We start from the raw sequence: 23,999 nt of genomic DNA, 5'->3' as shown, positions 1-23,999 counted from the left end.
AGGTCTCTTTTGACCAGAGTGAGCGCGAGAGCACTTGGCTATTTCGCCGGAGAGATGCGATACCTCTTTTGAGAGCTATTCATAAAATCTGCACACCAAACCGGTCGGAGAACCTGCTTGTTTCTCACAGATATCACATCATTTCACTAGACGTGCTTTCGGTTCGAGCAGGAATGCGTCTTCGTTCTCAGGGATGGGGGGATGTGAAAGGGAGAGGTACCACCGTATGTCCAGGATAAAGCGAACAGAGCGTCTCACTCCTGCGTCGAGTGAGACGCTCCTCCACATGCTAGAGACCCTTCCTGATGCGTTGTTTCTCGTCAATGATGCCGAGACGATTAGGTATGTGAACACACGCGCGCAGACCATGATCGGTGCATCACGAGAGCAATTACTGGGGAACCCCTTCTGGCGCGGGGCTCCCCAACTGGTGAGCCCCTCACTCTATCAGGCCGTGCGCAAGACCAGGCAAACCCAGGAACCGACCGAAGTGGAGTATTGGTCTCCTATGACCCGGAACTGGCTGCACGCGCAACTCACTCCAACCGTTGGGGGACTCACGTTGCAATTCCACGAGATGAGCGCACCAACGCCATGCCAGGAGACGTTTCCCCAGGGCGAGCGCCTCTGCATCGATGACCTGGATGGCTTACATACCAGGATCGGGATTCTGACGCCCGAAGGGATCGTGTTGGACATCAACGAGGTGCCGTTAGACGACGCGCAGGTCCGACGCGAGGAGGTGATTGGCAAACCACTGGCCGAGACCCCCTGGTGGTCCTTTGCTCCTGCCAGTCAATCGCGGCTCCGCGCAGCCATCGCGCGAGCCAGCACGGGAGAAACGGTGCGTTTCGAGGCTCAGCTTTGCCCGAGGGAAGGAATGCTCCTTTCCTTTGAGAGCGTGATCACCCCTCACCTGGATGCGGATCACCAGATCGAGTATCTCGTCATCGCCGGCATCGATATCACCGCGCGCAAACGAGCCGAAAGAGACATCCATGCCCTCATCGATGCCATCCCCCAGTTGGTCTGGACGGGGCGACCAGACGGCTATGTTGACTCGTATAATCAACGCTGGCTCGACTATACCGGCCTGACCACTGCACAGGCCCAGGGAGATGGATGGATGCAATGTACGCATCCTGCTGACCGGCAACGCGTCCTGGAGACATGGCAGAGCGCCGTCCAGACCGGCAGGCCGTATGAAACGGAACAGCGCCTGCTCCAGAGCACGACCGGAGAGTATCGCTGGTTCCTGATGCAAGCGGTGCCGTTCAAAGATGCGCAAGGCACGATCCTCAAATATGTTAGCACCTGCACCGACATCGATGAGCAGAAACGGGCGCAGCAGCAGCTCAAAACCAGTGAGGAGAACTGGCGGGTGCTGGCCGAAACGGTGCCACAGCTCGTGTGGACAACGTTGCCAGATGGCCTGGTTGAGTATTGGAGTCAACGGTGGTATGCCTATACTGGTTCCTCCTTTGAACATGCATTGGGCCATGAATGGAGCCAGTTTTTGCACCCTGACGAGTATCAGCACACCCTGACGGTCTGGCATCATGCGCTGGAAACGGGTAAACCCTATGAGATCGAATATCGTCTCAAGGAGGGCCAAACGGGGGAGTATCGCTGGTTCTTAGCCCGCGGCATGCCGGTGCGCGATGAGGCAGGCCAGATCGTCAAGTGGTTTGGCACCTGTACCGATATCGATGAGCATAAACGTATGGAGGAAGCCTTACGAGAGAGCCAGGCACGCGCGAGCGTCTTGATGAACTCCAACATTATCGGGATCTTTGTCGACGAAGGAGAGCAGATTGTGGACGCCAACGACACCTTTCTGCGCATGACTGGCTATACCCGTGAAGATCTGCGGGAAAGGTGCATGAACTGGGTGCACATGACACCTCCAGAGTATCAGGCTCGTACCCAGCAGGCCCATCAGGAACTTGCTGCCCAGCAGTCGATGACGCCCTATGAGAAAGAGTACATGTGTAAAGATGGTAGTCGCCTTCCGGTGCTCGTGTGCGGGGTCGTCTTACAGCATCACCCACTCCAGATGATCGCCTTTGTGCTGGATAACTCCGCGCGCAAGGAACTCGAACAACGCAAGGATGGCTTTATCAGCATGGCCAGCCATGAACTGAGGAACCCGCTCACGGCATTAAAGATGCAGGCCCAACTGGTGAGAAAACGCCTGGAAAAACAAGGCCTGAACGGCGCTGCTGCGGCTCTCTCTGGGGTGGAGGGACCAGTCAAGCAACTTGAACGCCTGATAGGAGAGTTACTGGATGTCTCCAAGATCCAGGCAGGCAGGTTGGAGTATCGGCAGGAGACGGTCGATCTTGATGCGTTGCTCCATGAGGTGGCCGACACCATGCAACAGATACATACGACGCATACCATCGTAGTGCGTGGCGCGGCACCTTGCTCCCTGGTCGGAGACAAAGATCGACTCGGACAGGTCTTCATCAACCTGCTCAGCAATGCGATCAAGTATTCTCCCGCCGCAGAGACGGTCGAGATCGACCTGAGCACCTCAAGAGAGACGGTCACGGTCCGTGTCCGCGATCATGGCTTCGGCATCCCGCGAGAGCAGCGTGACAAGGTTTTTGAACGGTTCTATCGGGCCGCTGGTCCCAAGCAGAAGGCGATCCCCGGCCTGGGCATGGGGCTCTACATTGTGGAGGAGATCGTCAAACGCCATGGGGGAACCATTACCGTGGACAGTGAAGTCGGAAAAGGATCGACCTTTACGGTAACCCTTCCCAGGAAGAGGGATGCCTGAGCAGTGGAAGAACACGACGCGCGTCATCGGGGAGTGTGGTACAGCGAAACAAGAATGTGGTTGAAGGCCAATTCTCGCGCGAGATAGCTTCGGAGAAGCTGTAATGCATGTAAAAAGAGCAGAGAGCGCGCGAAATCTGTAAGCCAGCCCAGAGCTTCGACCACGTTTCTGTTCCGCTGCACCATCTACCCCGTTCACTCCTTTGAGGAACGCAACACTCGTTGCGCGCGACGTCCCAATTTACAAGATGTCGATGGAAGAAGCGACATGGGGAGCGGCATTGCCAGGATGACGAACGCCGATTCCCATGATTCACGTCAATTTCCCATCCTTCAGTTCAAAATCTGACCACCCTTGAGTTAATTTACCATCTGCACACCAAACCGGTCGGAGAACCGATTTCCTGTCCGTTGGTCCATTCTCCCAGAAATAGGCTTCTCTACTTGCATGGGTATGGGCTAGGCGGTCAGGATATGGTTCATACCGGACACAAAATGGTTCAAACGCGTGAAAAAGCAATGAGTAAACCGGCAGAGTCAAAACGGAGGTTACTTTCACCTTGAACGATCCTATTAAGCTCTGCTTGTTGAAATGGCGTATTGGCCATTGAGCCAGGTGCCGGCGAGCCGTTTGCCGAATGACATACCATCTTACCGCTTGCTCTGAAGCTATCATGACATCTGAGCAGATCAGATTGAGCGCGTTAAATTCCTTTCTGCTTTGTAACATCTGGCGGGTGAGCGCGATTATGGAGTGAGATCTCAAACACAGATGAGTAATGAGGTGCATGATGCAACTACTATCCAGTCAGCCTGACCCGGTAGAGACGCCAATCGGCCAACTCTATCGGTGTCACTGGCTTGGGCTTTTGACAGCGATTCGCCAGCGTGTGTCCTCGCAGGAGGACGCGGAAGATATCCTACTTGATGTCTTTCTCGCGGCTATGGAGAACTCAATGCTGACACAAATGAGCGACCAACGCCAGGAGGCCTGGCTGAGGCGTGTGGCCTATAACAAGTGCATCGACTTTCATCGGCGCGGGACTCGGCGTCCCGCGCAACCCCTGAATGACGATATAGAGCAATTGAGCGACGAAAACACGCTTACACCCGAGCGAGCCATTCTGCGTCAAGAGGAACTGGCGCAGCTTCAGGAGCATCTCGCGTCCCTCTCAACGGCTCAGCAGGAGGTGTTGCGCTTACGTTTCGCTGATGAACTGCCCTGTGCGCAGATCGCGGTGCGTATGCACAAAAGCGAGGGAGCAATTCGTACCATGCTTTCGCGCACACTCAATCTATTGCGGGGCATCTATAAGCAACGAAGGGAGGAAGGTAGCCGCCATGAATAAGCACGATGAACAGTTCCAGCCAGAGTTGATCGAAGAGCAGATTGACGCGCTCACGCGGACCGAGCACTCCACCAATCCCACTGCGCGTATGGTAGAGGATTTGCGGCACATCTATATCGATTACGAGGGCGCGGGCGCACGCGTGTGGGAGCGCCTGGCGCGGCATGTCGCCAATGAAACCGAGGTTGTGCATATGACCGATCTGGATGATGTCACTGCGCGCGAGGGTAATAATCCTTTGGCGGACCAGCAGGCGCGGCGTAACAAGGATGGTAGTAGCGTCAAACTGTTGAAGTCAGTCGCGCCACCGGCCCTATCGTCCAGGCGTACCATACCGTCGTGGCTGGCTACGATTGCCGCTATGCTGGTGGTCGGGATACTGGTCAGCACGCTGCTGCTGGTCCTACAAATGACACGCACTAACCAGTCAGGGAGTACGTCGCTAAGTACGGATCATGGGATCTACCTCTTTGAGAAAGATGGTATAGAGAAGCTGGATCTCCAGACGCACAAGGTCCTGTGGCATGTGACGCGCAAGTATCATGGGTTTGCTGATGATCTGTCCCCAGTTTTAGGACCAAAAGCCTACGTTCTGGGCAACAACTTGTATATGTTTGATGAGGTTGATAAGATCACGGCGCTCAACACACAAAATGGGCAGGTGCGCTGGTCCCGCAACTTGACCATGAATGGATGGCTCAGTATACGGCCTGTGCTTCTGAATGGCTCACTCTATATAATAGGGGACTCATTTGGCGGCTTCAGCAATTCATCAGAACCGTTGGCATATGTGTTAGATCCCGCCAGCGGGTCTATTAGAACGAACTATGAACCGTCGAAAAGACCGTTTTCGATGAGCAGCATCGATGGAGATATGCTATCATATTCAACCTTTGAGAAGCAGGCTGGCACGGTCGTCTATGCGCTCAGGCTGTCCGATGGCAAGCTCTTATGGCGTATGCCTTTGGTTGGACCCAAGAACACATTCGAGCTTGGCCCTTTGAGTGTAAAGGGTGGCGTGGTGTACATGACTTTCCGCTCGAAAGATACGAAGCATCCTACACCCGATCTCTTCTACGCGTTCGAGGGGAAAACAGGCAAAGTGCTGTGGAAACAGGCGTTATCTGGCTCGAACAGCGGGGTGAGAGAGTCCTCTCTGATAGGCGATACACTCTACTATACTAACTTTAATGGTAATGTCTATGCGCTGAATGCGCAAACTGGTAAGCAGGTCTGGCAAAAGCCCTATAATGGCCTCTTCGCGAAGACCGCCCCCGATGTGCTCTACATGCATGCAGTTAAGGGTAATGATAGTAGTTTGCCGTATCTGGTCGCTTTGAGCGCGAAGGACGGTAGAGTACTCTGGCAAACGAGTATCCCAGGTTATTACTTCGGTGCTGTCTCCAGCTCTCTTGTGAATCTTGATGGTGTGCTCTACGATGTAGCATTTAGTCATTCCATCGTTGGGGGTAAGGTTCCCGGCGCAATCTCAGCAATACGTGCCAGCGATGGCAAGCTCCTGTGGAAACTGCCTGTGAAGGATGGGGTGATTCTGGCCTGATCCTCTCCCTTTGAGATGACGATGAGCCATCTACGTTTCAGATGATGAACGCTTAACCACATCACCTCAGGTATGCTAACCATGGCGTATCTGAGGTGATGTGCTTTGGGTAACGCTTGAATAGGGCCATTGAGTATGAATGGACTACTACGCAATTTTGCACCATAAATTGTCTAGCGTAGTCGTTGACCGATAAAGTGTCAAAAAAGGACAAACTGATTGGCAAACCACAGTCTCCTTACATACCACTCAAGATAAAGTGCAGAAACAGAAGAAAGCTACAGAATGCCGATTCTTTAGGTTAGATTGGCCTGTAGACTGGCACGAATACCAATGTACAGAAAGTACAGACAATTCTCTAAAAATCAGATATTTTCCCCTTGCAAGGGGTAGGGGAAATACCCTCTAAAACATGTCTGTTGTCCGTACAAGCAGATTCCTCACTATATAATAATAAATAGTTTTTCTTTATTATATATAGGTCGTTTTTAAGGTTGTCGTTATGCTAGGTTGATAGGACAAGAGATGCTATATAAGAGACGTTTGCTTGTACGGACAGGTTAACCCCTTGCAAGGGAATATTTTTATGTGTTTTTTTAGAAAAGTGTCTTTAGTTTCTGTAGTTTGCCTTCGTGAAGCTTCCAGCGCCAAACAAACCTAAAGAAAAAAATTCTGTAGATCTCTTTAGTTTCTTTGGTTCTTTTCGGGGTGTTTTGCGTATAGTCAGGAAAGATAGGGCAATCATTCCTCTTCATTGAAGTCTGCTTGTTGCTGTGTTATGAGGAATGTACCGAATTGGCACCGAAGTTGAAGACATGTTGACGCATCGCCACCCCAATGACGATCTCTCATACTTCCCTCTTTGTCTCCTCTCACTCTCCTCTCATAATTGCTCTGTACAATTGCCAACAATCTACCGATCTTCGGATCGTGGGCTCTTCCCACGACGGAAAATGTGCCTTCCTCATGACTCTGATGCAAATACTTCATCTAAAGAGAGGAAACAAAAAACAGATATGCTTACCAATCTCACAGATACGCTTACCACTCTCATTACGCATTTCTATGTCTCCACAGGTCTCTTCGGGGTTATCCTGGCGATGGCGATTGAAAGCTGTTGTATTCCGCTCCCTAGCGAGATTGTTATGCCGGTGGCGGGTATCCTGATCGCCAGGAGCCTGCTCCTGCCTGGCATGAATGCTCTTGTTGGCCTCGTCATTGTCGCCCTTGCGGGTTCCCTGGGGTGTCTGATTGGCTCGAGTATTGCTTATGGTATTGGATATGCCGGTGGACAACCATTGTTGTTGCGATATGGGCGCTATGTGTTGATTTCTCAGCATGATGCAGAGAAGGCAAATCGCTTTTTTCAGCGCTGGGGGAGTGCCACGGCCTTCTTCTCACGTCTGCTTCCAGTCATTCGCACCTATATCTCGCTCCCAGCAGGAATCACCAGAATGCCTTTTGGGCGTTTCTGTATCTATACCGTTCTTGGTTCCTTTCCCTGGTGTTTGGTATTAGGATACCTTGGCTTCTTGCTGGGAAATCATTTGGAGAGCCTCAGTCCGATTTTTCACGGCCTGGACGCCATTATTGTCATCGCAGTCGCACTCCTGGTCATTGTGTATCTCTACCGCCATATCCGTAATGACCGAAAAGCACGCGCGCACCTTTAAACGTTCTCTTCCTGGGCGTGATTCTCTTTCATACGATCAGTCACCTCACATGGAAACACAGAGAACGAAGACACTACCTCTAAAGGGAGATACATACCAGGTATTGACAACGTGTGCGAAAGTAAGTGAGAATGAGTAGAGGTACGCAGTCGTACCGTTTGCCAAGCAGGTGGATGTCAGCGTGAAAACAGTGCAGCGCTGGGACCGAGAAAGCAGGCTCAAAGCCAAACGAACGCTTTCTGGGCGTCGCTCCTCTCATGAGGTCGATCTGACCACGGCGCTCAACCTTCCGAAACTGCCAGCCGCTCGCTGAACGATCGCCACTTGCCGGGTGTCGAGTCCTGCTCAACTGGAATTCCCGCAAAGCGGGAGAAAAGGCGCTCAAGGATGAAAACCGCGCACAAGATCCGGATGAACCCCACCCCTGAACAGGTGGAGTATCTCAAACGAGCCTGTGGCACGAGGCGCTTTATCTACAACTGGGGACGGGAGCAGTGGGAGAAGCAGTATCAGGCGTATACAGCTGAGCAGGAAACCGTTCCCCAAGAGCAGCGCGTGCTCAAACCGCCGCATGCCCTCGCACTCAAGAAGCAATTCAACCAGATCCGGGAGCAGGAGTATCCGTGGACCTATCAGGTGACGAAGTGTGTGGTGGAGGGTGCGTTCGATGACCTCAAAAACGCCTATGACAACTTCTTCGCGGGGAGAGCGAACTACCCCCAGTACAAGAAAAAGGGGAAGTCGCACGAGTCGTTCTATCTCTCCAACGATAAATTCACCTTGGGAAGCCATTGGATCTCCATTCCCGGACTTGGCCGCTTCATCCTCGATCAGCGCCAAACGAAGAAGGACCGAGGCAAGCTCTTACGCAGACTGGGAACGGTGAACATCGCCGAAAAACTGCGCTTCGTCGAAAAGGGGAAAGCCACCACTCCCACGAAGAAGCGAAACACGCGCAAGCACGTCGTGTGCGAACGGGTCAAGATCCTGGGGGCGACGGTCTGCTGTGAAGCGGGCCACTGGTACGTCTCCATCCAAGGAGACATCACACGGGAGCGCCCCACAACGCCCGAAGCAGTGGTGGGGGTGGATGTGGGCGTAAAGCAAGCTGCTGTGGTGAGCGATGGACGCAGGCTTGAGAACCAAAGGCCATTAGCGCTCCATCTCAAGAAACTCGGCAAGCTGCAACGCCAACTCAGTAAGAAAGAGAAGACGAAAGACCCGCAAACCAGGCGAACCGTGTTCAGTAAGAATTACGAGAAGCAACGACTCAAGGTCGCACGCAAGCATCAGCAGATCGCCAACATCCGGCGGGATGTGCAGCACAAGTTCACGACCGAACTGGCGCGCACCTGTGGAGCCATCGGCATCGAAGACCTCAACATCCTGGGGATGATGGCCAACCGGAAGCTGTCGCGTGCCGTGGCCGATGTCGCGATGGGGCAACTGTTGCAATTCCTCAAGACCAAAGTGGCCAACGCCGGGGGCGGTCTCTTCATCGCCTCGCGCTGGTTCCCTTCGACCAAACGCTGTTCGTGCTGTGGGCAGGTCAAAAAGCGCATGCCGCTCAAACACCGCACCTATCAGTGCGTGGCCTGTGGGCTGGTGATCGACCGGGATCTCAATGCCGCCTTGAATTTGCTGTGGTTCGCAACAGAAGAGCTTCGCCAGCTTCACGCGTAAAGCTGGTTGTCCTGGAGAGTGGCTACCGCCGGACGTAAAATGCCTGGGGAGTTGATGTGAGACCAAAACGGGAGGGCCGATCCAAAGGTTCCCGTGCGCTGGCTATCGACGATGAAGCAGGAAGAACTGACCGCTCGAGGGTGTTTACACACGTTCGAGTATGAGAAAGGTAGCAGAAGTGTATGTCAATTTTATTACAAGAGAACTATCAGCTTTTTCAAAAAGTGAACAGCTATGCAGGTCATTGGCCGTGGCTTGACCTGATCATGGTATTTTGTGCCAATACACTCATTTTCTTCTGGCCGGTCATCCTTCTGCTGCTGTGGGGACGCCCCCTTTCATGGAGAAAGCGGCTCTTACGCCCCGGTGAAGAAGCGATTGCACAGGTGTGTCGTGCGGTCGTGCTTTGGGTGCCCCTGGCATGTGTGTTGGCCTATCTTCTCAACCTGAGCGTTGAGCAATTCATCTTCGAGCCGCGCCCTTTTGTGTCACACCAGGTGCATCTGCTCACCACGCATCTTGCGGATGACTCCTTCCCCAGTGACCATACTGCGTGGTCTTTCGCGGTGCTGGGGATGATGCTCTTCTCGCTTCCTTCGCTGTTGCTTTCAGCATGGTCCCAGCGCATCAACGAGAAACGTGCCGGAAATACGACGGCGTTGCTCTTTCCGCTTCTTCTTATGGGGATGGCGCTGGTCATGGCAGGGAGTATCGGGCTCGCGCGCGTCTTTGTTGGGGTTCATTATCCAGGCGATATTCTGGGAGGAGCGAGTAGTGGCTTGATCGCTGCGAGTATTATGACTCTTCTTCGCCACAGGATGCGCCAATTGACCCAGGGCATCATGCATAGGATGCAACGCATCCATCTTGCCTAGTAGCAGCCCGCCACTCGTAAGGGCACTTTTGGGAAACCTCTCTCAACCAATTCAGGGGAGAGGCTTTCCTTTTTAGTGAAAGACCCGCCCGCCAGAGCGATACCCGGTTCCTGATGAGTTGCGTACAGAGGCACACGCGACCAGGGGAAAACAGCGCAGAAAGTACAACGCTCCTTGTTTGCAAGTAGTTCGGCTACGGTGAAGAAGGACGGGTGTTTTGTCAGTACGCCCCTTCTGTGTCGGCCGATGAAACCAAAGCAGGCTTGTCCTGAGTTGAGGCGGAGGCTAGACACAAGCTCGTCCCGTTCCACGGGATGGAGTATCTGACGTTTATGGGCTTTAGCCCGCCGCAAGCCGCAGGGATTTATCCCTCGCGGTCAGGCGTCCCTGGTTTTAACCCTTGCTTGTTGTAATGTTGCTAAATTAGTGCTATACTGGCAACATGAAAGAGGAAATTATAGCAACCAATACCCGCTATCCAAAGCAACTCCATGATGCTTTGGTCCGATTAGCGGGAAAGCACAAGCGTTCATTTAATGCCGAAGTCATGTGGGCCTTAGAGCAATACATTGAGAGAGAGGAGGGGAAGCGACATGTATCAGATCAAACGGGTCAAGATCGGCAAGACGAAACAACTTGATGAACTGGCCCATGCTTGCGGCGAAGTCTATACCGCTACCCTTGTCTCTTTCTGGCGTACGGTCAGGAAAAAGGGTATCTGGCTCAAGCCTAAACACCTGATGCGCTGGCACAACTCCAACACACTCCACGCTCATACGGCTGATGCCTGCGTACAAGCCTTCTTTGCTTCGCTCAAAAGTTGGAGGGAACGGCGCAAAACGGACACGACTGCCAAGCCACCACGGCGGCGTAAGTGGTACTTTCGCATTGAGTACAAACGCTCTGCTATGAGGATGAAAGATGGCAAGCTTCTCCTCTCCAATGGCAAAGGCAATGAGCCTCTTGTTCTCGATTGGCCTTGGACGATGCCACAAACACTGGTGATACGCTGGACTGGCGCCGAGTACGAAGCCATTGCAACCTATGAACCCTGCTTCTTGCCAGTCCCAGAGAACGGAGACAAGATCGCTGGTATCGACTTAGGTGAAATTCATATGGCTGTCAGTCACGATGGGGAACAGACCTATATCCTCAATGGACGGTTACTCAGGTCGAAGCGGCAATATCGGAACAAATTGCTAGCAAGGTTGCAAAAGAAGATTGACGCGAAAAAGAAAGGCTCGCGTCGTCGCAAAAGGCTTGTCCGATCAAAGCAAAAACAACTGAAGAAATTGGCAAATCAGATCAAAACTATTGAGCATCAGAGCACGTCAAGATTGATCTCCACACTTCAGAAAGACGGTGTGCAGACCTTGGCAATAGGTGATGTGCGAGCTATTCGACAAGACCTCGATGTTGGCTCCAAGAACAATCAAAAATTGCACCAATGGTCCTTTGGCTCTCTTCGACACAAACTCACCTACAAGGCTGAAAGAGTCGGTATGGTGGTAGAGATACAGGAAGAGTCGTATACCAGCAAGACGTGTCCTGTCTGTGGGAAACGGCGCAAAAGCCCGGTTCAAGGACGCAATTTCTGTTGTACGAACAAAGCATGTGGGTGGAAAGGGCATCGTGATTTGGTAGGAGCCTGCAACATTCGGTACAAGTATCGTGGGGAAATGGGTATCCCTCACGTAGTTGGGGCTGATATGGCTGCCCCCATCGGGCTGAGGTTCATGCCTCATATCGGTGTAGCTCGCAAGGAGGAAATGTACTTGCGAGAAGCCGCTGGTCTTTAGACCATGCGGAGAAGTCACTAAGACAAATTGTCTCAGCGAACTCTAGCGCCTCCTACTGTGGTAGGCATTGATCCGCATCCGATAGATGGTGGTCGTCTTTGTAAACCCTCTCTTAAATGCTAAGGGCCGACCCGGATGGGCCAGCCTCCCTACGAAATCAAACTATCTAAAAAGCGGCTGCTTATACACAAAGCGCCATGTATCCAGAGCTTTCTGAAGAGAAAGCTCTAGTGCTCCGTTCGCTAAATATGGGGTTAAAAATATTTTTAGGGCACATTGACTAATATGGATATTTCATGGTAATCTATGGACATGAAGTTAGGGAAACTAAAAAAATAAATCACCCCAGAAACGCCCTTGCCAGAGATGATAGACTAGAAGCAAAAAAGCTCTGGAAGGATGGAAGATGGAACTGGCAGAGGAAGTGAAAGAGTTACTGATCAAGGCAGCAAAGGAATTAAAAGGCAGCGCTCGTCGTCTTTTTATGGCACGGACGGTACGAGCATTGGGAGAAGGAGGGCAACGTCGAGCCGAAGAGGAGTTGGGCTGGAATCGTGCAACGATCAGGAAAGGCGAGCATGAACTGAAAAGCGGACAGGTGTGTGTGGATGCCTTCCAGCTTCGAGGCAGAAAACGCAGCGAAGAGCATCTGCCGAACTTGCTGAAGGATATCACCGCCATTGTGGATGGGCAAAGCCAGGCCGATCCGCAGTTTCGTAGTACCCGGCTCTACACGCGTTTGACCGCCACAGAAGTCCGTCGCCAGTTGATCACAACGTTCCATTACACCGATGCTGAATTACCAACGGTAGTCACGATCACGACCAGGCTCAATGCGCTGGGATATTCCCTCAAAAAGGTGGCCAAGACGCAACCCCAAAAAAACTCCCGGAAACGGATGCCATCTTCGAGCATCTAAAGCAGGTCAATGCTCAGGCAGATGCGCAGGACTCGACCTTACGCCTTTCGATGGATGCCAAGGCAACGGTCAAAGTCGGTCCCTTTGCACGAGGAGGAAAGAGCCGTGTGCTGACCAAAGCGGCTGACCATGATTTTGAGGCAAAAGCCACGGTGACGCCGGTGGGCATTTTCCTGCCCGCTTCCGATGAGTTCTTTCTGTACGGGGTCGTCTCCAAAGTGACCAGCGACTGTCTGGTGGATCGCCTGGTGCAGTGGTGGGAGAGCGTGAAAGAGCGCTTTTCCCACATCAAGACACTTGTCATCAATGTGGATAATGGACCAGAGAATCACAGTCGTCGGACCCAGTTCATGCAGCGTTTGCTCGCATTTGTGCAGCAGTATCAGATCACCGTCCGTCTGGCATATTATCCACCCTATCATAGCAAATACAATCCGGTTGAGCGCTGTTGGGGCATTTTAGAACAGCACTGGAATGGGACCTTGCTCGATTCGGTGGATGCTGTCATCCAGTTTGCCAAAACGATGACATGGAAAGGGAACCATCCGATGGTTGATTTGGTGACGACCACGTATCAAACTGGTGTGAAGCTGACGAAGGAAGCCATGCAAGTGGTGGAAACCCACCTCCAGCGATGGCCTTCCCTGGAGAAATGGTTTGTGGATATCACCTATTCTCTGTCTGTTGGCAGGGATAATTAATTATTTGAGAGTCCCTTAAGTCAGTATGCCAAAAAAGCTGGAGTCACCTATAAAACCGCCTGGCGGTGGTATAAAGCCGGGACGCTCGATGCCTACCAAACGCCCACAGGGACGGTGATCGTGCGCGATCCGGTGGCGGAGAAGCCAGAGACGGGGCGCATCGCCTTGTATGCGCGCGTGTCCTCTGCTGATCAAAAAAGCGATCTCGAGCGCCAGGTGCAACGCCTGCGCAACTACGCGGCGGCCCGTGGCTACCCAGTGGCCAAAGAAGTCGTCGAAATTGCATCGGGCCTCAACGACAACCGCCCGAAATTCCTCAAGCTGCTGGCCGACCCAAGTATTGGCACCATTCTTGTCGAACACCGCGATCGTGGCACCCGTTTTGGGTGGAGGTATCTCACAACGCTGCTCGAAGCCCAGGGACGCCGCATCGAAGCCATCTTTCCCCATGAGACGCAGGACGATCTCGTCGATGACGTTGTCAGCCTCATTACCAGTATGGCGGCCCGGATGTACGGCAGGCGCGGCTCTCGGCACAGAGCCGAACGAATCAAGCAGTGCGTGGAATCTCTCATGAAAGAGGAGCGGACCGAGGAGTGCGTTTGATGAGGCATTCTTAAGATGCAGGCAGGACCGGATCGATGCTGATTACACGCGGCTATCGCACGCAATTAGATCTCAATCACCAACAAATCACCCTCTGCAAACAGCATGCAGGCGCAGCGCGTTGGTCCTGGAATTGGGGGCTCAGACGCAAGCAAGAGGTCTATCAACAGGAGAAACGCTGGATCAGTGCGATGGAACTGCACCGGGAATTGAACACGCTCAAGCAAACCGAGATTCCCTGGATGTACGAGGTGTCAAAAGCCGCGCCGCAGGAGGCGTTACGCGATCTGGATCAAGCTTACAGGAACTTTTTCCGCCGCTGTGACCTCAAGAAAGAAGGCAAGTGGAGGGGCAAGCCGGGGTTCCCCAAGCCGAAGACCAAACGGAAAGGAGTGGGCAGTTTCCGGCTGACAGGCAGTATTCATATTTACGAGCAAGCCATTGAACTGCCGCGCTTCGGACGGCTGCGCCTGCACGAGTGTGGCTATTTGCCTACCGGCGGCGTCGCTGTGCTCTCGGCCACGGTCAGTGAAAAGGCAGGGCGCTGGTTTGTCTCGGTGCAGGTGAGTGAGCAGGTGCCCGATCCCCCACAGGCAGCTGGTCCGCCGATCGGCGTAGATACCGGGATCAAAACCCTGGCCCAATGCTCCGATGGGCGTGCCATTGCCAACCCCAAAGCCCTCACATCCGAACTCAAGCGGATCAAGCGGCTGCATCGCTGGCTCTCCCGGAAACAGAAAGGGAGCAAGAACCGCGCCAAAGCCCGTCAAAAATTAGCGCGCAAGTATGCCCGCGTCGCTTATGTGCGCGAGGATGCTCTCCACAAAGGCACAAGCCAGCTCACCCGCGCCCAACTTCCTCCAGAAGAACGTGAAATCCGCAAAGCTGAGATTGCTGCTACGTTGCCAGAGCCGAAAGCCAAGGTGAAGCCAAAGCGTGGCAAGCGATCGAAGAAGAAGCCGCCCCCAGAGCCCCTGCCGAAAACCATTGCGAACAAGGTCAAAGCCAAGCAGATGAAAAAACTGCTGCGCCAGGCTCGCATCTCGGATGCCCAGAGGCGTCCTGCCGTGGTCGTGCTTGAAGATCTCAATGTGGCAGGGATGCAACAGAACCACAAGCTGGCTCTGGCAATCAGCGATGTCGGATTAGGCGAGTTCAAGCGGCAAATGGGCTACAAAACGTTCTGGCAAGGAGAAAACCTGCTGTGGGCAGATCGCTGGTTTGCTTCCACCAAACTGTGCTCTGGCTGCAACCATATCAAAGAAGAGATAGACCTTTCAGAGCGCATCTATGTCTGCGAGCATCCGGCCTGTGGGCTGGTGATTGATCGTGACCTCAATGCCGCGCTGAACCTGGCAGCGCTGGCGATCTTGTATCTGAGCGGCCAGCCAGGTCCCTACCGGGAGTTCCTCGGGAAGGGTGAAACGCCTGTCGGAGAGGGCAGCTCTGGCTGATCCGTCGTGAGATGGTTCAGTGAAACTGCCCTCGGTGAAGCAGGAACCGATCCGGGTGAATGTGGCTTGTCCATATTTGTCCAAGTGTCGGAGAACGGTCCGTCAAAAGTTTAGCCGGCCTGAAAGGATAGGTCGCATGAGCCGCAGTGGTGGTCATTATCATGCCCTTTGGCTTTGGTGCAAATACTATCCGTAAATGGTTGCTTGCAAGATGTATGGGCTGCTTGGCATTTTTCCTGGTATCCTGGTAGTTCTTCCATCTCCTTTATTTCATTTCGCTTTTCGACTCTTTCTTTCTCGATGTTAGTCATCTACTGTTCACTTCCTTTCCTTGATTCAAAAGTCGTTTTCTAGTTAGAAATTAGTTCCTATCCTCTGCCGGGAACCCCAAATTTTTCATCTGCCCTACCTCTACTGTAGCCGGGGAAACCAAATGTAAATCACTGTTCCCGTTCTAATTAGCACCTTCCGCGGCAGTACGTAGGGCAGTAGACATTGATCCGCGTGTTTTGATGGTGGTCTTCTTTATAGTGATGTGCGTGCGTTCAAGTTCTGCAATGCTGGGAGGTCGGACAAGCTAGAAATGTAGACCGTATCACCGCCTGTACTCACCAGGGAGGTATCAGATACAAGCGTCTGCTGAAGGACGGAACGGCGGCGTAGGTTTTTCTCAAGTGCAGGCGCCCAAAGTTTGGGAACAAGGGCGGACAACCGGGAGGTAGTTATATCAGAAGCCGCTTTCTGAAGGAGCATTAGCAGCAAGTGATATTGTGGGGAAGAACCTTTCAAGGGATTAATTGAGAGGTGGAATTACCCCGAATTCGGGGGGTCGGAGAAGAGAAATTTGGTACAATTAGGAACAGGAGGGTTCTATGGGCAAATCTCAACCGACCTACACCAAAGAATTCAAGCGACAGGCAGTCAATCTATTTGAAACTAGTGGAAAGAGTAAAACACAAATAGCAAGAGATCTCGGTATTTCTGATAGTGCTTTAAGCAAATGGTGTAAAGAATTTGGAGAACAAGGCGAAGAGGCTTTTCCAGGAAAAGGACATCAGATCTTAGTAGAGGAAGAAAATAAGAAATTAAAGCGTGAAATTGAAATATTACGGCAAGAAAGGGATATAGTAAAAAAGCGGTGAGCATCTTCGCGCAGCCCCATCCGTAAAATTCCAATTTATTCATGAGCATCGCCAGGCGTTTCCCATCATCCGCATGTGCCAGGTGCTAGAAGTCTCAGAAAATGGCTACTATAATTGGCGTAATAGAGGCGAAAGCCAAAGGAAATGGGAAAACAAGCAGCTTGCGGAGCGTATTGAAGATGCGTATCACCAAAATAGGGGTCAGTATGGAAGTCGTCGCATCCATGCAGAGCTAAAAGCGCAGGGAATTTCTTGTGGAAGAAAACGTGTAGCACGGCTGATGCAAGAAAAACAACTCAGTGCCAGAAGGAAGAAGCGAAAAGCACGAACAACGAACAGCAACCATCGTTTTCCACTTGCTCCCAATCTCCTGGAGCGAGATTTTACCGCTGATGCTCCAAATGAAAAGTGGATGGCAGACCTGACCTTCATTGAAACGCGGGAGGGGTGGCTCTATCTTGCAGGAATACTCGATGCGTATTCACGGAAGATCGTTGGATGGTCTATGAGCGAGCATCATGATACAGAACTAGTAAAAGCAGCACTTCGTATGGCTCTGCTTCAGCGGCGGCCAGGAGTTGGCCTCATTCATCATTCAGACAGGGGAAGTGAATATGCAAGTACCAGCTATCAAACTCTGCTGCATGAGAAAAATATTCAGGTAAGTATGAGTAGAAAGGGTGATTGCTATGATAACGCGATGATCGAGAGTTTTTGGAGAACACTGAAGGAAGAGTGTTGTGGGCAGACCATCTTTTCCAGTAGAAATGAGGCAAAATTAGCGATTTTTGAGTATATAGAAGTGTTTTATCATAGAAAACGAAGGCATTCTTCTTTAGAGTACTTGAGTCCAGTCGATTATGAAAAACAAGGAGAGCAGAAAGAAGTACCATCTATTAAAAAAATAGGTGATTCCATGCTATAATTGTTATATAGGTATGGTATTTATTTCCCTGCTTTTCATCTCTTTTGATGAATCTCCTCTGACTCAATTTCCATGTTTGAGTCCCCCCCAAAATCGGGTCAATTCCACATCCTGGTAGCGCTGTCTGAGCCAGAAAAAGCCCTTGAGTCCGTCTTTCCTGTGGCGTGGAACGAGATGGAGGTGGAGATGAGGGATGCTTTCTAGAAGGCGAAGCGCTTGGCTGTGAAGGCTTCTCTCCTATCCTTTCCTCCCGCCCAAAGGGAAGCGATCGCCTCTAGAAGCCCCGTTCCTCCTGTGTGCCCAGATGAAAATACACGAGAGCGAGCAGCAAAGGGAAAAAGCTGAGGATGAACACGGCCGTGCGTGTTGATGAGGACCAGTCCAGCGCCACACCTATGAAGATGAGGACCAATGTGATCCCGAGAAAGACCAGGCCTAATATCCTGTAGAGCATGGGATGACGATGGACCATCCTTTTCTCCTATTTCGAGGCGAGCATGCGGAGACTTTCACTATTCAGGATCGCGGCAGATTCCTAACATAGCCAATCCTAATGCTCCCTCTCGTGCGCTTACTGCTGACAGCGGAACCCACACCATGAGTATCAGGAGCAGGATCATACTTGCAATAACGATACCAGCTTTCCACACATCTCTTTTGAATCTGTGCATGGTAGAACCCTTCCAACGTTTTCATCCTTCACAGATAGTTTACACAAAGTGCAAGTGGTGAAAGAGAATTCTCTACTGCCTTTGAACGCCTGACAGGTGAGCAGGTGCCTGGTTGACAAGTTCTTACTGCCCTCTACCGCTCGCTAACGCCGCCTAACGCCACCTGACACAAGTGCCGTTTTGTCAGGGAGTGTCAGGCAGGATTGGGTACACTTGAGAGGGGAGGCGTGGGTGTGTTCACGAGTATCGTCAAAGGCGCTGCCGCCATCTTGCCTCCGTGGCGAGATGAAGAAGGAGTATGCTTGCTGTTATGGAGTGGGCCAGGGGTGGTGGTAGGGGTCGAAGGCGAGTTGAGTTTGATAGATGGTAGGCAGATGGGTGATGGAGATGTCAAACTGGGTGTGCCAATCGTCGTTGTCGAGGGCGCGGCAGACCAGTTCATGCGGGTGTGTTGCTCCTGCAATGACCTGGAAATAGCAGGAGTCGGAAAACTCACTGTCGATCTCCTGGGGAGTAGGGGCAGGATGGACATTGATGCTGAGGATCTCTTCTGGAGCCACTACTGTCTGGAGGGAGAGGCGGTGGGCGGCGGGTGGATCGAAGCCAAGGAACTGTTTTCCGTGTCCGGTCGGGCATAGCCAATCGAGGCTGAGGGCACATACGAAACGGCAGACCAGATGAGATGCAGCATGACAAAAACGTAGTGTCCAGATTCCATCTCGGCGAGTGTGGCAGCGATAGAAACTCGACGCTCGATGTCGGAAGCTGGTGCTACTGGTGGCGGTGGAGACGATGTGTCTGATAGCTGAAATCGAGAAATGGGCTGCTACGCTCTGTGCGCGCCTTAAACCACTCCTACAAGAATTCGGCGCTTCCCAGGTCACGGGCTAGAGACTTAGAATGCGTAGTTTACAGAGCCGCCGTCAATAAATAAATTCTGCCCTGTTATATAGCTAGCGCTATCCGAACAAAACATAATAACAGGTGCAATCAGTTCTTCTAAGTTTCCTAGTCTCCTCATCGGTGTCCTTCTCTCAACAAGGGTACGGAACTCTTCATTCTCTAGCATTTTGGCATTAAGAGATGTTTTGAAAAACCAGGGGCTAATAGCATTCACCGTAACTCCTTGTGTTGCCCATTCATTTGCTAACTGATGTGTTAATTGAACAACACCTGCTTTACTTGGTCCGTATGGAGTTCCTGTCGATAAAGTTAAAGCAGAAGCAGCAGATGCAACATTTACAATTCGACCATATTTTTGTGCGACCATGTGCTTTCCCACAGCTTGAGACATTAAAAACACAGATTTTAAATTAATGTCTATTACCTTATCCCAATCGTCTTCCGCTAACTCTAAAGCAGTTTTTCTCATGCTGGTTCCAGCGTTATTAATGAGAATGTCAATATGTCCAAAGTGTGCGATCGCTTTTTCAACTACTTCTGTCACAGATGTGCCGCTCGCAACATCACAGGTTAAGGCGAACGTTTTTCTTGCCGTTCCTTTAGAAATTTCGTCGGCTGCGCTTTTAATTTCCCCTTCTGTCCGTGACACCAGGACAATATCTGCTCCAGCACTTGCCAATCCTTCAGCAAGCGTTCTACCAATTCCTCTTCCTGCTCCAGTCACAAGAGCTACTTTGCCACTCAAATCAAAGTTTGCCTTGAGCATTTCTATTTCCTCCTCATTATGAGCCTCAAGCGCTCCTCAAAAATCAACATGCAAAGCTTCCTAAAAAAGGGCGATTGGCCGCAAGGGAGAACCAGATCTACCTTTAATTTTGAGGGGCAATGCGAGAAGATAGAAGCAAGCTGGCACCTTTGCTAACCCATACAGGCCCTCTACAATGAAGATACCATTGGGCAAAAAATAATGCGCATGACCGAAGTCTGCCGTTACTTGGCCGTTGATCTGAGCAGTATCGCACGCAGGCGTATCTGATCCAACGGCTTTAACGCCCACCTCCGAGAGAAAACGGCAGACATCTTCGGCCAATCCCGGCTCGTTCTCTCCCCACCAGTTTCTTTGATGTGCGGGTTTCTTCTCCACATCGACGAGATACCTGTCATAGCCGAAATCAAAAACAACAATATCTCCATTCTCAATGGTTATTCCCGTGTGTTTCATCACTTCCTCAACCTTGCTCAACGATGCGAGATCACCGGGGGCATAGTTTTCTTGCGAGAGATCGATCTTCTTTGCTATGCCACACAACGCGTTTGCAGGAAAGATATCTATCGTCTGATCGGCTTTGTCAGGAAGGATATGGGCAGGAGCATCGACATGGCAACCGCTATGCTCCGGCAGAAAGAGGGTCTGAAGAAAATACCCGTTCTGTGCAAAATTTCGCGCATCCTCCACAATCATTACATTTGGGTGAGAATGCCAGCCTGGCATATTCGTATAGAAGGTTGGTGAGAGATCAACACATGCATACTGCTCAAAAGCTGCGCTAACATTTGTATCGATTCCATCAGTGCACTCCAGAGGAAAAGGAATGGCGGTGTACCCAGGTTTGGTGACACCTGATTTCCAGTAACAATGCTCGTTGTTAACTATCCACAAGCGTTTTCTCACCGTTTCTTTCCTGGCACTTGTGGCATTGGCAGCGATGCGCTTTATGCCAAAGGGGAGAAAAAAGGAGCCAGAAGACGCTTCTTCTCCTTAGAGGATATGACATCCAGGGATAGTGTCAACATCAGCCTAAAATATTCACTACTGCAAGAGTTTGGTGCTCTGCTTCCCAGGTCAAGGACTAGAGACAAAGCCCTGAGGCAGGAAAGCAGGAGCATACGAGCATCTTTAGCCTGTGCCATCACGCTCAACTGAAATCTTGCTACAGTAATTAGAAGAAAATTGCGCCCTCCACTTGCTCCCAGTCACTCCAAAACTGCACCCCATTCACTCTAGTGCAAAGTCACAATCTACAGCAAGCCCCGAGGCTTTCGGGCGTTTGGCTATCTCAAGAAACGGCCGAGAATAAAACGATCAAAGTGAGTGCATAAGATGAACAAGGAGAAAGAGGAAGGTTCTTGAAGAAAAGAGGGAAGTATGAGATACTCATTCAGTCAAGCTGTGTTCTTTTCTGGAGAGCAGGAAAGGTCTTTATATGAAGGCTGTTGAGCCAATCATCGTGATTGATTTATTTGAACCATTGCTTGGGCATCTGCTGGGCCTCCTCTCTCGCCTCGATGAGCAGGATTGGGGTCGTGCGACGCCATGTCAAGAGTGGACAGTGAAGGACGTCGCACTACATTTGCTTGGAGATGACATCGGCCTCCTGTCACGAGGCCGAGATAAGGAAACCACTTCGCTCCTTCCCCCTGGTCCTGATCTGGTCAGCCGCATTAATGCGCAGAATCAGCTATGGGTTGAAGCGGCACGAAGGATGAGTCCACGTCTGCTCTGCGATCTGCTAGAGCACACTGGGCACCAAGTCATCGACTACTTCAGAAGCCTGTCCCTTATGGAAATGAATGGCGTGGTCAGTTGGGCTGGTCCCGATCCTGCTCCGGTATGGTTCGATCTGGCTCGTGAGTACACGGAACGCTGGCATCACCAGCAACATATCCGCGAGGGGGTTGGGCAGCCAGGACTCACCGAAGCGACCTTTTTAACGCCAGTCTTAGATACCTTTGGGCGAGCCTTACCTTGGACGTTTCGTGCCGTTGAGGCGGCCGAAGGGACAGCGGTTGCGTTGCATGTGATGGGAGATGCTGGCAACCAGTGGTTTTTAGTGCGACAAGAGGGAAAGTGGTCCCTGTTTACCGAGCATGCTTCTGCTCCCATGACCGTTGTGACGATGAAGCAGGAGATGGCTTGGCGACTCTTTACCAAGGGGATGGCGAAAGAGCAAGCCATGGAAGACGCATCCATTGAGGGAAACAAGGCCTTCGCCGAAGTGTTGTTTGAGGCGGTGGCTATCCTTGCGTAGGATCCCTGGTGAGAAGGGCAAAGGAAAAGGTGAAGGAGCCCCACCTGGCAAACCAGGCCCTGGTCGCGCTATAACAGGCAAAGGCACCTGAATACTATTCAAGTGCCTTTGTGCCTAAACATGATCACTTGAGTCGTTGAACGACGTCTGGGCGAGTGAAGAAATTGCTTACAGCGCATGCTACAGTCTTGGATAGCATGATATGGGGAAGGGTTGGATCAGTCTGGTAGCCTATATCTTCAATGGCTATGCAGCCGTCCTCGTAAAGTGTGATAACGAATCCTTCATGTACTTCTTCGAAGACAACCTTTGCAATACCGTCGCTGTTCATAAGTGTCCTCATTTCCTCATAGAAGAACAGTAAAAAAACGGAGTCGTGTTTTTTCTGGCATGTGAATGTACTATCTGCGTCTTCTCTTTCTCCTGAGAAGTGACGAACAAAAAGGCTGATTTCGTCACTCCATCCTCCTTTACAGCTTCTTTCTACCTTCCCAACTGTGCTATTGCACTAGGGGATGCGTGCATAAGTACATCAGTACGATAGGTGGAGCGTTGGGATGTCACATAAGTGTCATGATCCTCCTTATTTGTAAGTGCTATAACGAGCATCGTATATGGGCTTTGACTTTGTCATAAGGTAATCCACACAGTTGTAGATCCTGGCCGGGTTTCTCCTCTGTGTATGTCACTCTACAAGAACCAAGGTGAGGATATTCTGCGACGCTATGGGAAGAGGCCCCTCCTGAGAACGATGCACGCCGAGACATCCTTTTCTCAGTGTTTCAACTGTTTATATCCCCATCTTTGCGATATGAATAGAACCGTTGAAACGGGCTGCAAACGACCTACAAGGGTGATATCCAATCCTGCCAGAAGACTCTCACTCCTGGCAGGTCTGCACTATAAGGCCAATAGAATAAATCGTTGTAACATCTCACATAAGGCGGAGACAGACCTGCATCGCCAGGTGCAACGCGAACCCATTCGTTACGGCGAATGCCACCAGCTCCTGAGGAAGCGACTCCCATCATTGCCTGATGTAGGCGAGTAGATGCGGCTCCGTTCCATTCGGCGAGTTCATCTGCGTACTCGAGCACTCAAACGCCCTGCTTGGATCCCCACTGACGTGAGGAGAGTACTGTAGTCCTACTATCGCAGCAACTACATTGACTTCTTAAGCCACCTGGGAACGACCAGGGGTAGTTGTAAATCCCCAACTACTAAGGATAGACTGTCCAGTGGCAAGAACTTCGTTCTACCAGCATATCAGCCCTGTCTTTGCGCTTTGCGCAAAACGTTTCAGATGTCATATGCCGCCAGCAATGTCTCATCACTTCTCGGCTCCAATGCATCTGATCTCTACACCCAGAAGTATATCTGATCAACATGGGTGCAACATAGGGAAAAGATGGGAAAAACGCGGGAAAAACGCGACAAAAAACGGATGAAATTCGAAAAACCTGGAGGAAATCTAGGAATGATTGCATCGTCCTTGATAGCGCGTGGCGCTTCTCATCTTGCTTATGACATGCTTCTCCTGTTCGGTCTCTAGCATAACACCTGAGATCTGAATGGCATCTGAAAACGCACTGAAATGGAACTGAACTGGAGTAGAACAACGACTGAAAACGCGCTGAAATGGATCTGAAAGGAATGCAGACATCGGCGTCCGTTTGAATTGCAACTGAAATGAACCTGGAAGAAAACCAGGAACGAGCCTGACAAAAGAATAATAAATCTGCAAAAGGGGTATGGGGCGCTTACAGCTACACGCAGTGAAGCCTTTGTTATTGGGGAGTATGGTGCCTGTCGTAGGAGCCCCAACGTGTCAGCTTAACACCTATCCTCCAGTGAACTTCTTTTCAGCGCTGTATTTTAGAGAGAGTGATGCCGAGAAAATTATAAGTCTCACGGGATGTGCAACG

The 23,999-nt window shown here is 51.4% G+C and carries 13 protein-coding genes and 5 pseudogenes; 14 read left to right on the top strand and 4 right to left on the bottom strand.

The genetic code is table 11. From position 1 onward, the window contains the following. The first annotated feature begins 226 nt into the window (after positions 1-226). The 12 genes and pseudogenes from KRAC_RS22655 (at position 227) to KRAC_RS22590 (ending at position 17,471) form a co-directional block, all read left to right on the top strand. On the top strand, positions 227-2,785 hold the full coding sequence (locus tag KRAC_RS22655) for a PAS domain S-box protein (RefSeq protein ID WP_007911128.1): 2,559 nt from the start codon (positions 227-229) through the stop codon (positions 2,783-2,785). A 787-nt stretch (positions 2,786-3,572) separates the two neighbouring features. After that, positions 3,573-4,133, top strand: a complete 561-nt coding sequence (locus tag KRAC_RS22650) for an RNA polymerase sigma factor (protein ID WP_075164338.1) — start codon at positions 3,573-3,575, stop codon at positions 4,131-4,133. Further along, entirely contained in the window at positions 4,126-5,694 is a 1,569-nt protein-coding gene (locus KRAC_RS22645; RefSeq protein ID WP_007911107.1) for a PQQ-like beta-propeller repeat protein, read from the top strand. The genes KRAC_RS22650 and KRAC_RS22645 overlap by 8 nt, the downstream gene beginning before the upstream one ends. Positions 5,695-6,710: 1,016 nt before the next feature. Next, positions 6,711-7,367: a DedA family protein gene (locus KRAC_RS22640; protein WP_007911106.1), complete on the top strand. Its 657-nt coding sequence runs from the start codon at positions 6,711-6,713 to the stop codon at positions 7,365-7,367. A gap of 169 nt (positions 7,368-7,536) precedes the next feature. Beyond that, positions 7,537-7,677 (top strand): annotated as a pseudogene (locus KRAC_RS62245) (MerR family DNA-binding transcriptional regulator); the annotation flags it as partial. Positions 7,678-7,754: 77 nt separating this feature from the next. After that, positions 7,755-9,050 carry an RNA-guided endonuclease InsQ/TnpB family protein gene (locus tag KRAC_RS22635; protein ID WP_007911105.1) on the top strand — a complete coding sequence of 432 codons (1,296 nt, stop codon included), beginning with the start codon at positions 7,755-7,757 and terminating at the stop codon, positions 9,048-9,050. Between the two features lie 182 nt (positions 9,051-9,232). Then, positions 9,233-9,925, top strand: coding sequence for a phosphatase PAP2 family protein (locus tag KRAC_RS22630; protein ID WP_007911102.1), 693 nt, complete (start codon positions 9,233-9,235; stop codon positions 9,923-9,925). A gap of 593 nt (positions 9,926-10,518) precedes the next feature. Continuing rightward, the gene (locus tag KRAC_RS22625) at positions 10,519-11,724 is read left to right on the top strand and encodes an RNA-guided endonuclease InsQ/TnpB family protein (protein ID WP_007911101.1); all 1,206 of its coding nucleotides are present in this window, start codon (positions 10,519-10,521) and stop codon (positions 11,722-11,724) included. Between the two features lie 406 nt (positions 11,725-12,130). Continuing rightward, a pseudogene (locus KRAC_RS79655) lies at positions 12,131-13,344 on the top strand (ISAzo13 family transposase). Between the two features lie 33 nt (positions 13,345-13,377). Beyond that, positions 13,378-13,950, top strand: a pseudogene (locus tag KRAC_RS22610) (IS607 family transposase); the annotation flags it as partial. 35 nt (positions 13,951-13,985) lie between these two features. After that, complete coding sequence (locus KRAC_RS22605; RefSeq protein WP_007911097.1) at positions 13,986-15,404, top strand: RNA-guided endonuclease InsQ/TnpB family protein; 1,419 nt, start codon at positions 13,986-13,988, stop codon at positions 15,402-15,404. A gap of 872 nt (positions 15,405-16,276) precedes the next feature. After that, positions 16,277-17,471, top strand: a pseudogene (locus KRAC_RS22590) (IS3 family transposase). 63 nt (positions 17,472-17,534) lie between these two features. Here KRAC_RS22590 and KRAC_RS79650 read toward each other — a convergent pair. Together KRAC_RS79650 and KRAC_RS22585 are read right to left on the bottom strand one after the other, a co-directional pair. Further along, positions 17,535-17,681, bottom strand: a pseudogene (locus KRAC_RS79650) (HIT family protein); the annotation flags it as partial. A gap of 64 nt (positions 17,682-17,745) precedes the next feature. Then, entirely contained in the window at positions 17,746-17,943 is a 198-nt protein-coding gene (locus KRAC_RS22585; RefSeq protein WP_007911089.1) for a hypothetical protein, read from the bottom strand. A gap of 432 nt (positions 17,944-18,375) precedes the next feature. Here KRAC_RS22585 and KRAC_RS22580 point away from each other — a divergent pair, with 432 nt between their 5' ends. After that, positions 18,376-18,780 (top strand): hypothetical protein, encoded by a 405-nt coding sequence (locus KRAC_RS22580; RefSeq protein WP_007911088.1) that lies wholly within the window; start codon positions 18,376-18,378, stop codon positions 18,778-18,780. Positions 18,781-19,037: 257 nt separating this feature from the next. Here KRAC_RS22580 and KRAC_RS22575 read toward each other — a convergent pair whose 3' ends face one another. Further along, the gene (locus KRAC_RS22575) at positions 19,038-19,811 is read right to left on the bottom strand and encodes an SDR family NAD(P)-dependent oxidoreductase (RefSeq protein ID WP_007911087.1); all 774 of its coding nucleotides are present in this window, start codon (positions 19,809-19,811) and stop codon (positions 19,038-19,040) included. 60 nt (positions 19,812-19,871) lie between these two features. Next, positions 19,872-20,717 carry a cyclase family protein gene (locus tag KRAC_RS22570; protein ID WP_007911086.1) on the bottom strand — a complete coding sequence of 282 codons (846 nt, stop codon included), beginning with the start codon at positions 20,715-20,717 and terminating at the stop codon, positions 19,872-19,874. Positions 20,718-21,249: 532 nt separating this feature from the next. Here KRAC_RS22570 and KRAC_RS22565 point away from each other — a divergent pair. Then, positions 21,250-22,074: a maleylpyruvate isomerase family mycothiol-dependent enzyme gene (locus tag KRAC_RS22565; protein WP_007911085.1), complete on the top strand. Its 825-nt coding sequence runs from the start codon at positions 21,250-21,252 to the stop codon at positions 22,072-22,074. The last annotated feature ends 1,925 nt before the right edge of the window (positions 22,075-23,999 follow it).

The organism is Ktedonobacter racemifer DSM 44963, assembly GCF_000178855.1.
GTDB classification, from domain to species: domain Bacteria; phylum Chloroflexota; class Ktedonobacteria; order Ktedonobacterales; family Ktedonobacteraceae; genus Ktedonobacter; species Ktedonobacter racemifer.
The sequence above is the reverse complement of the archived record's forward strand: the minus strand, read 5'-3'. Positions and strand labels throughout refer to the sequence as shown.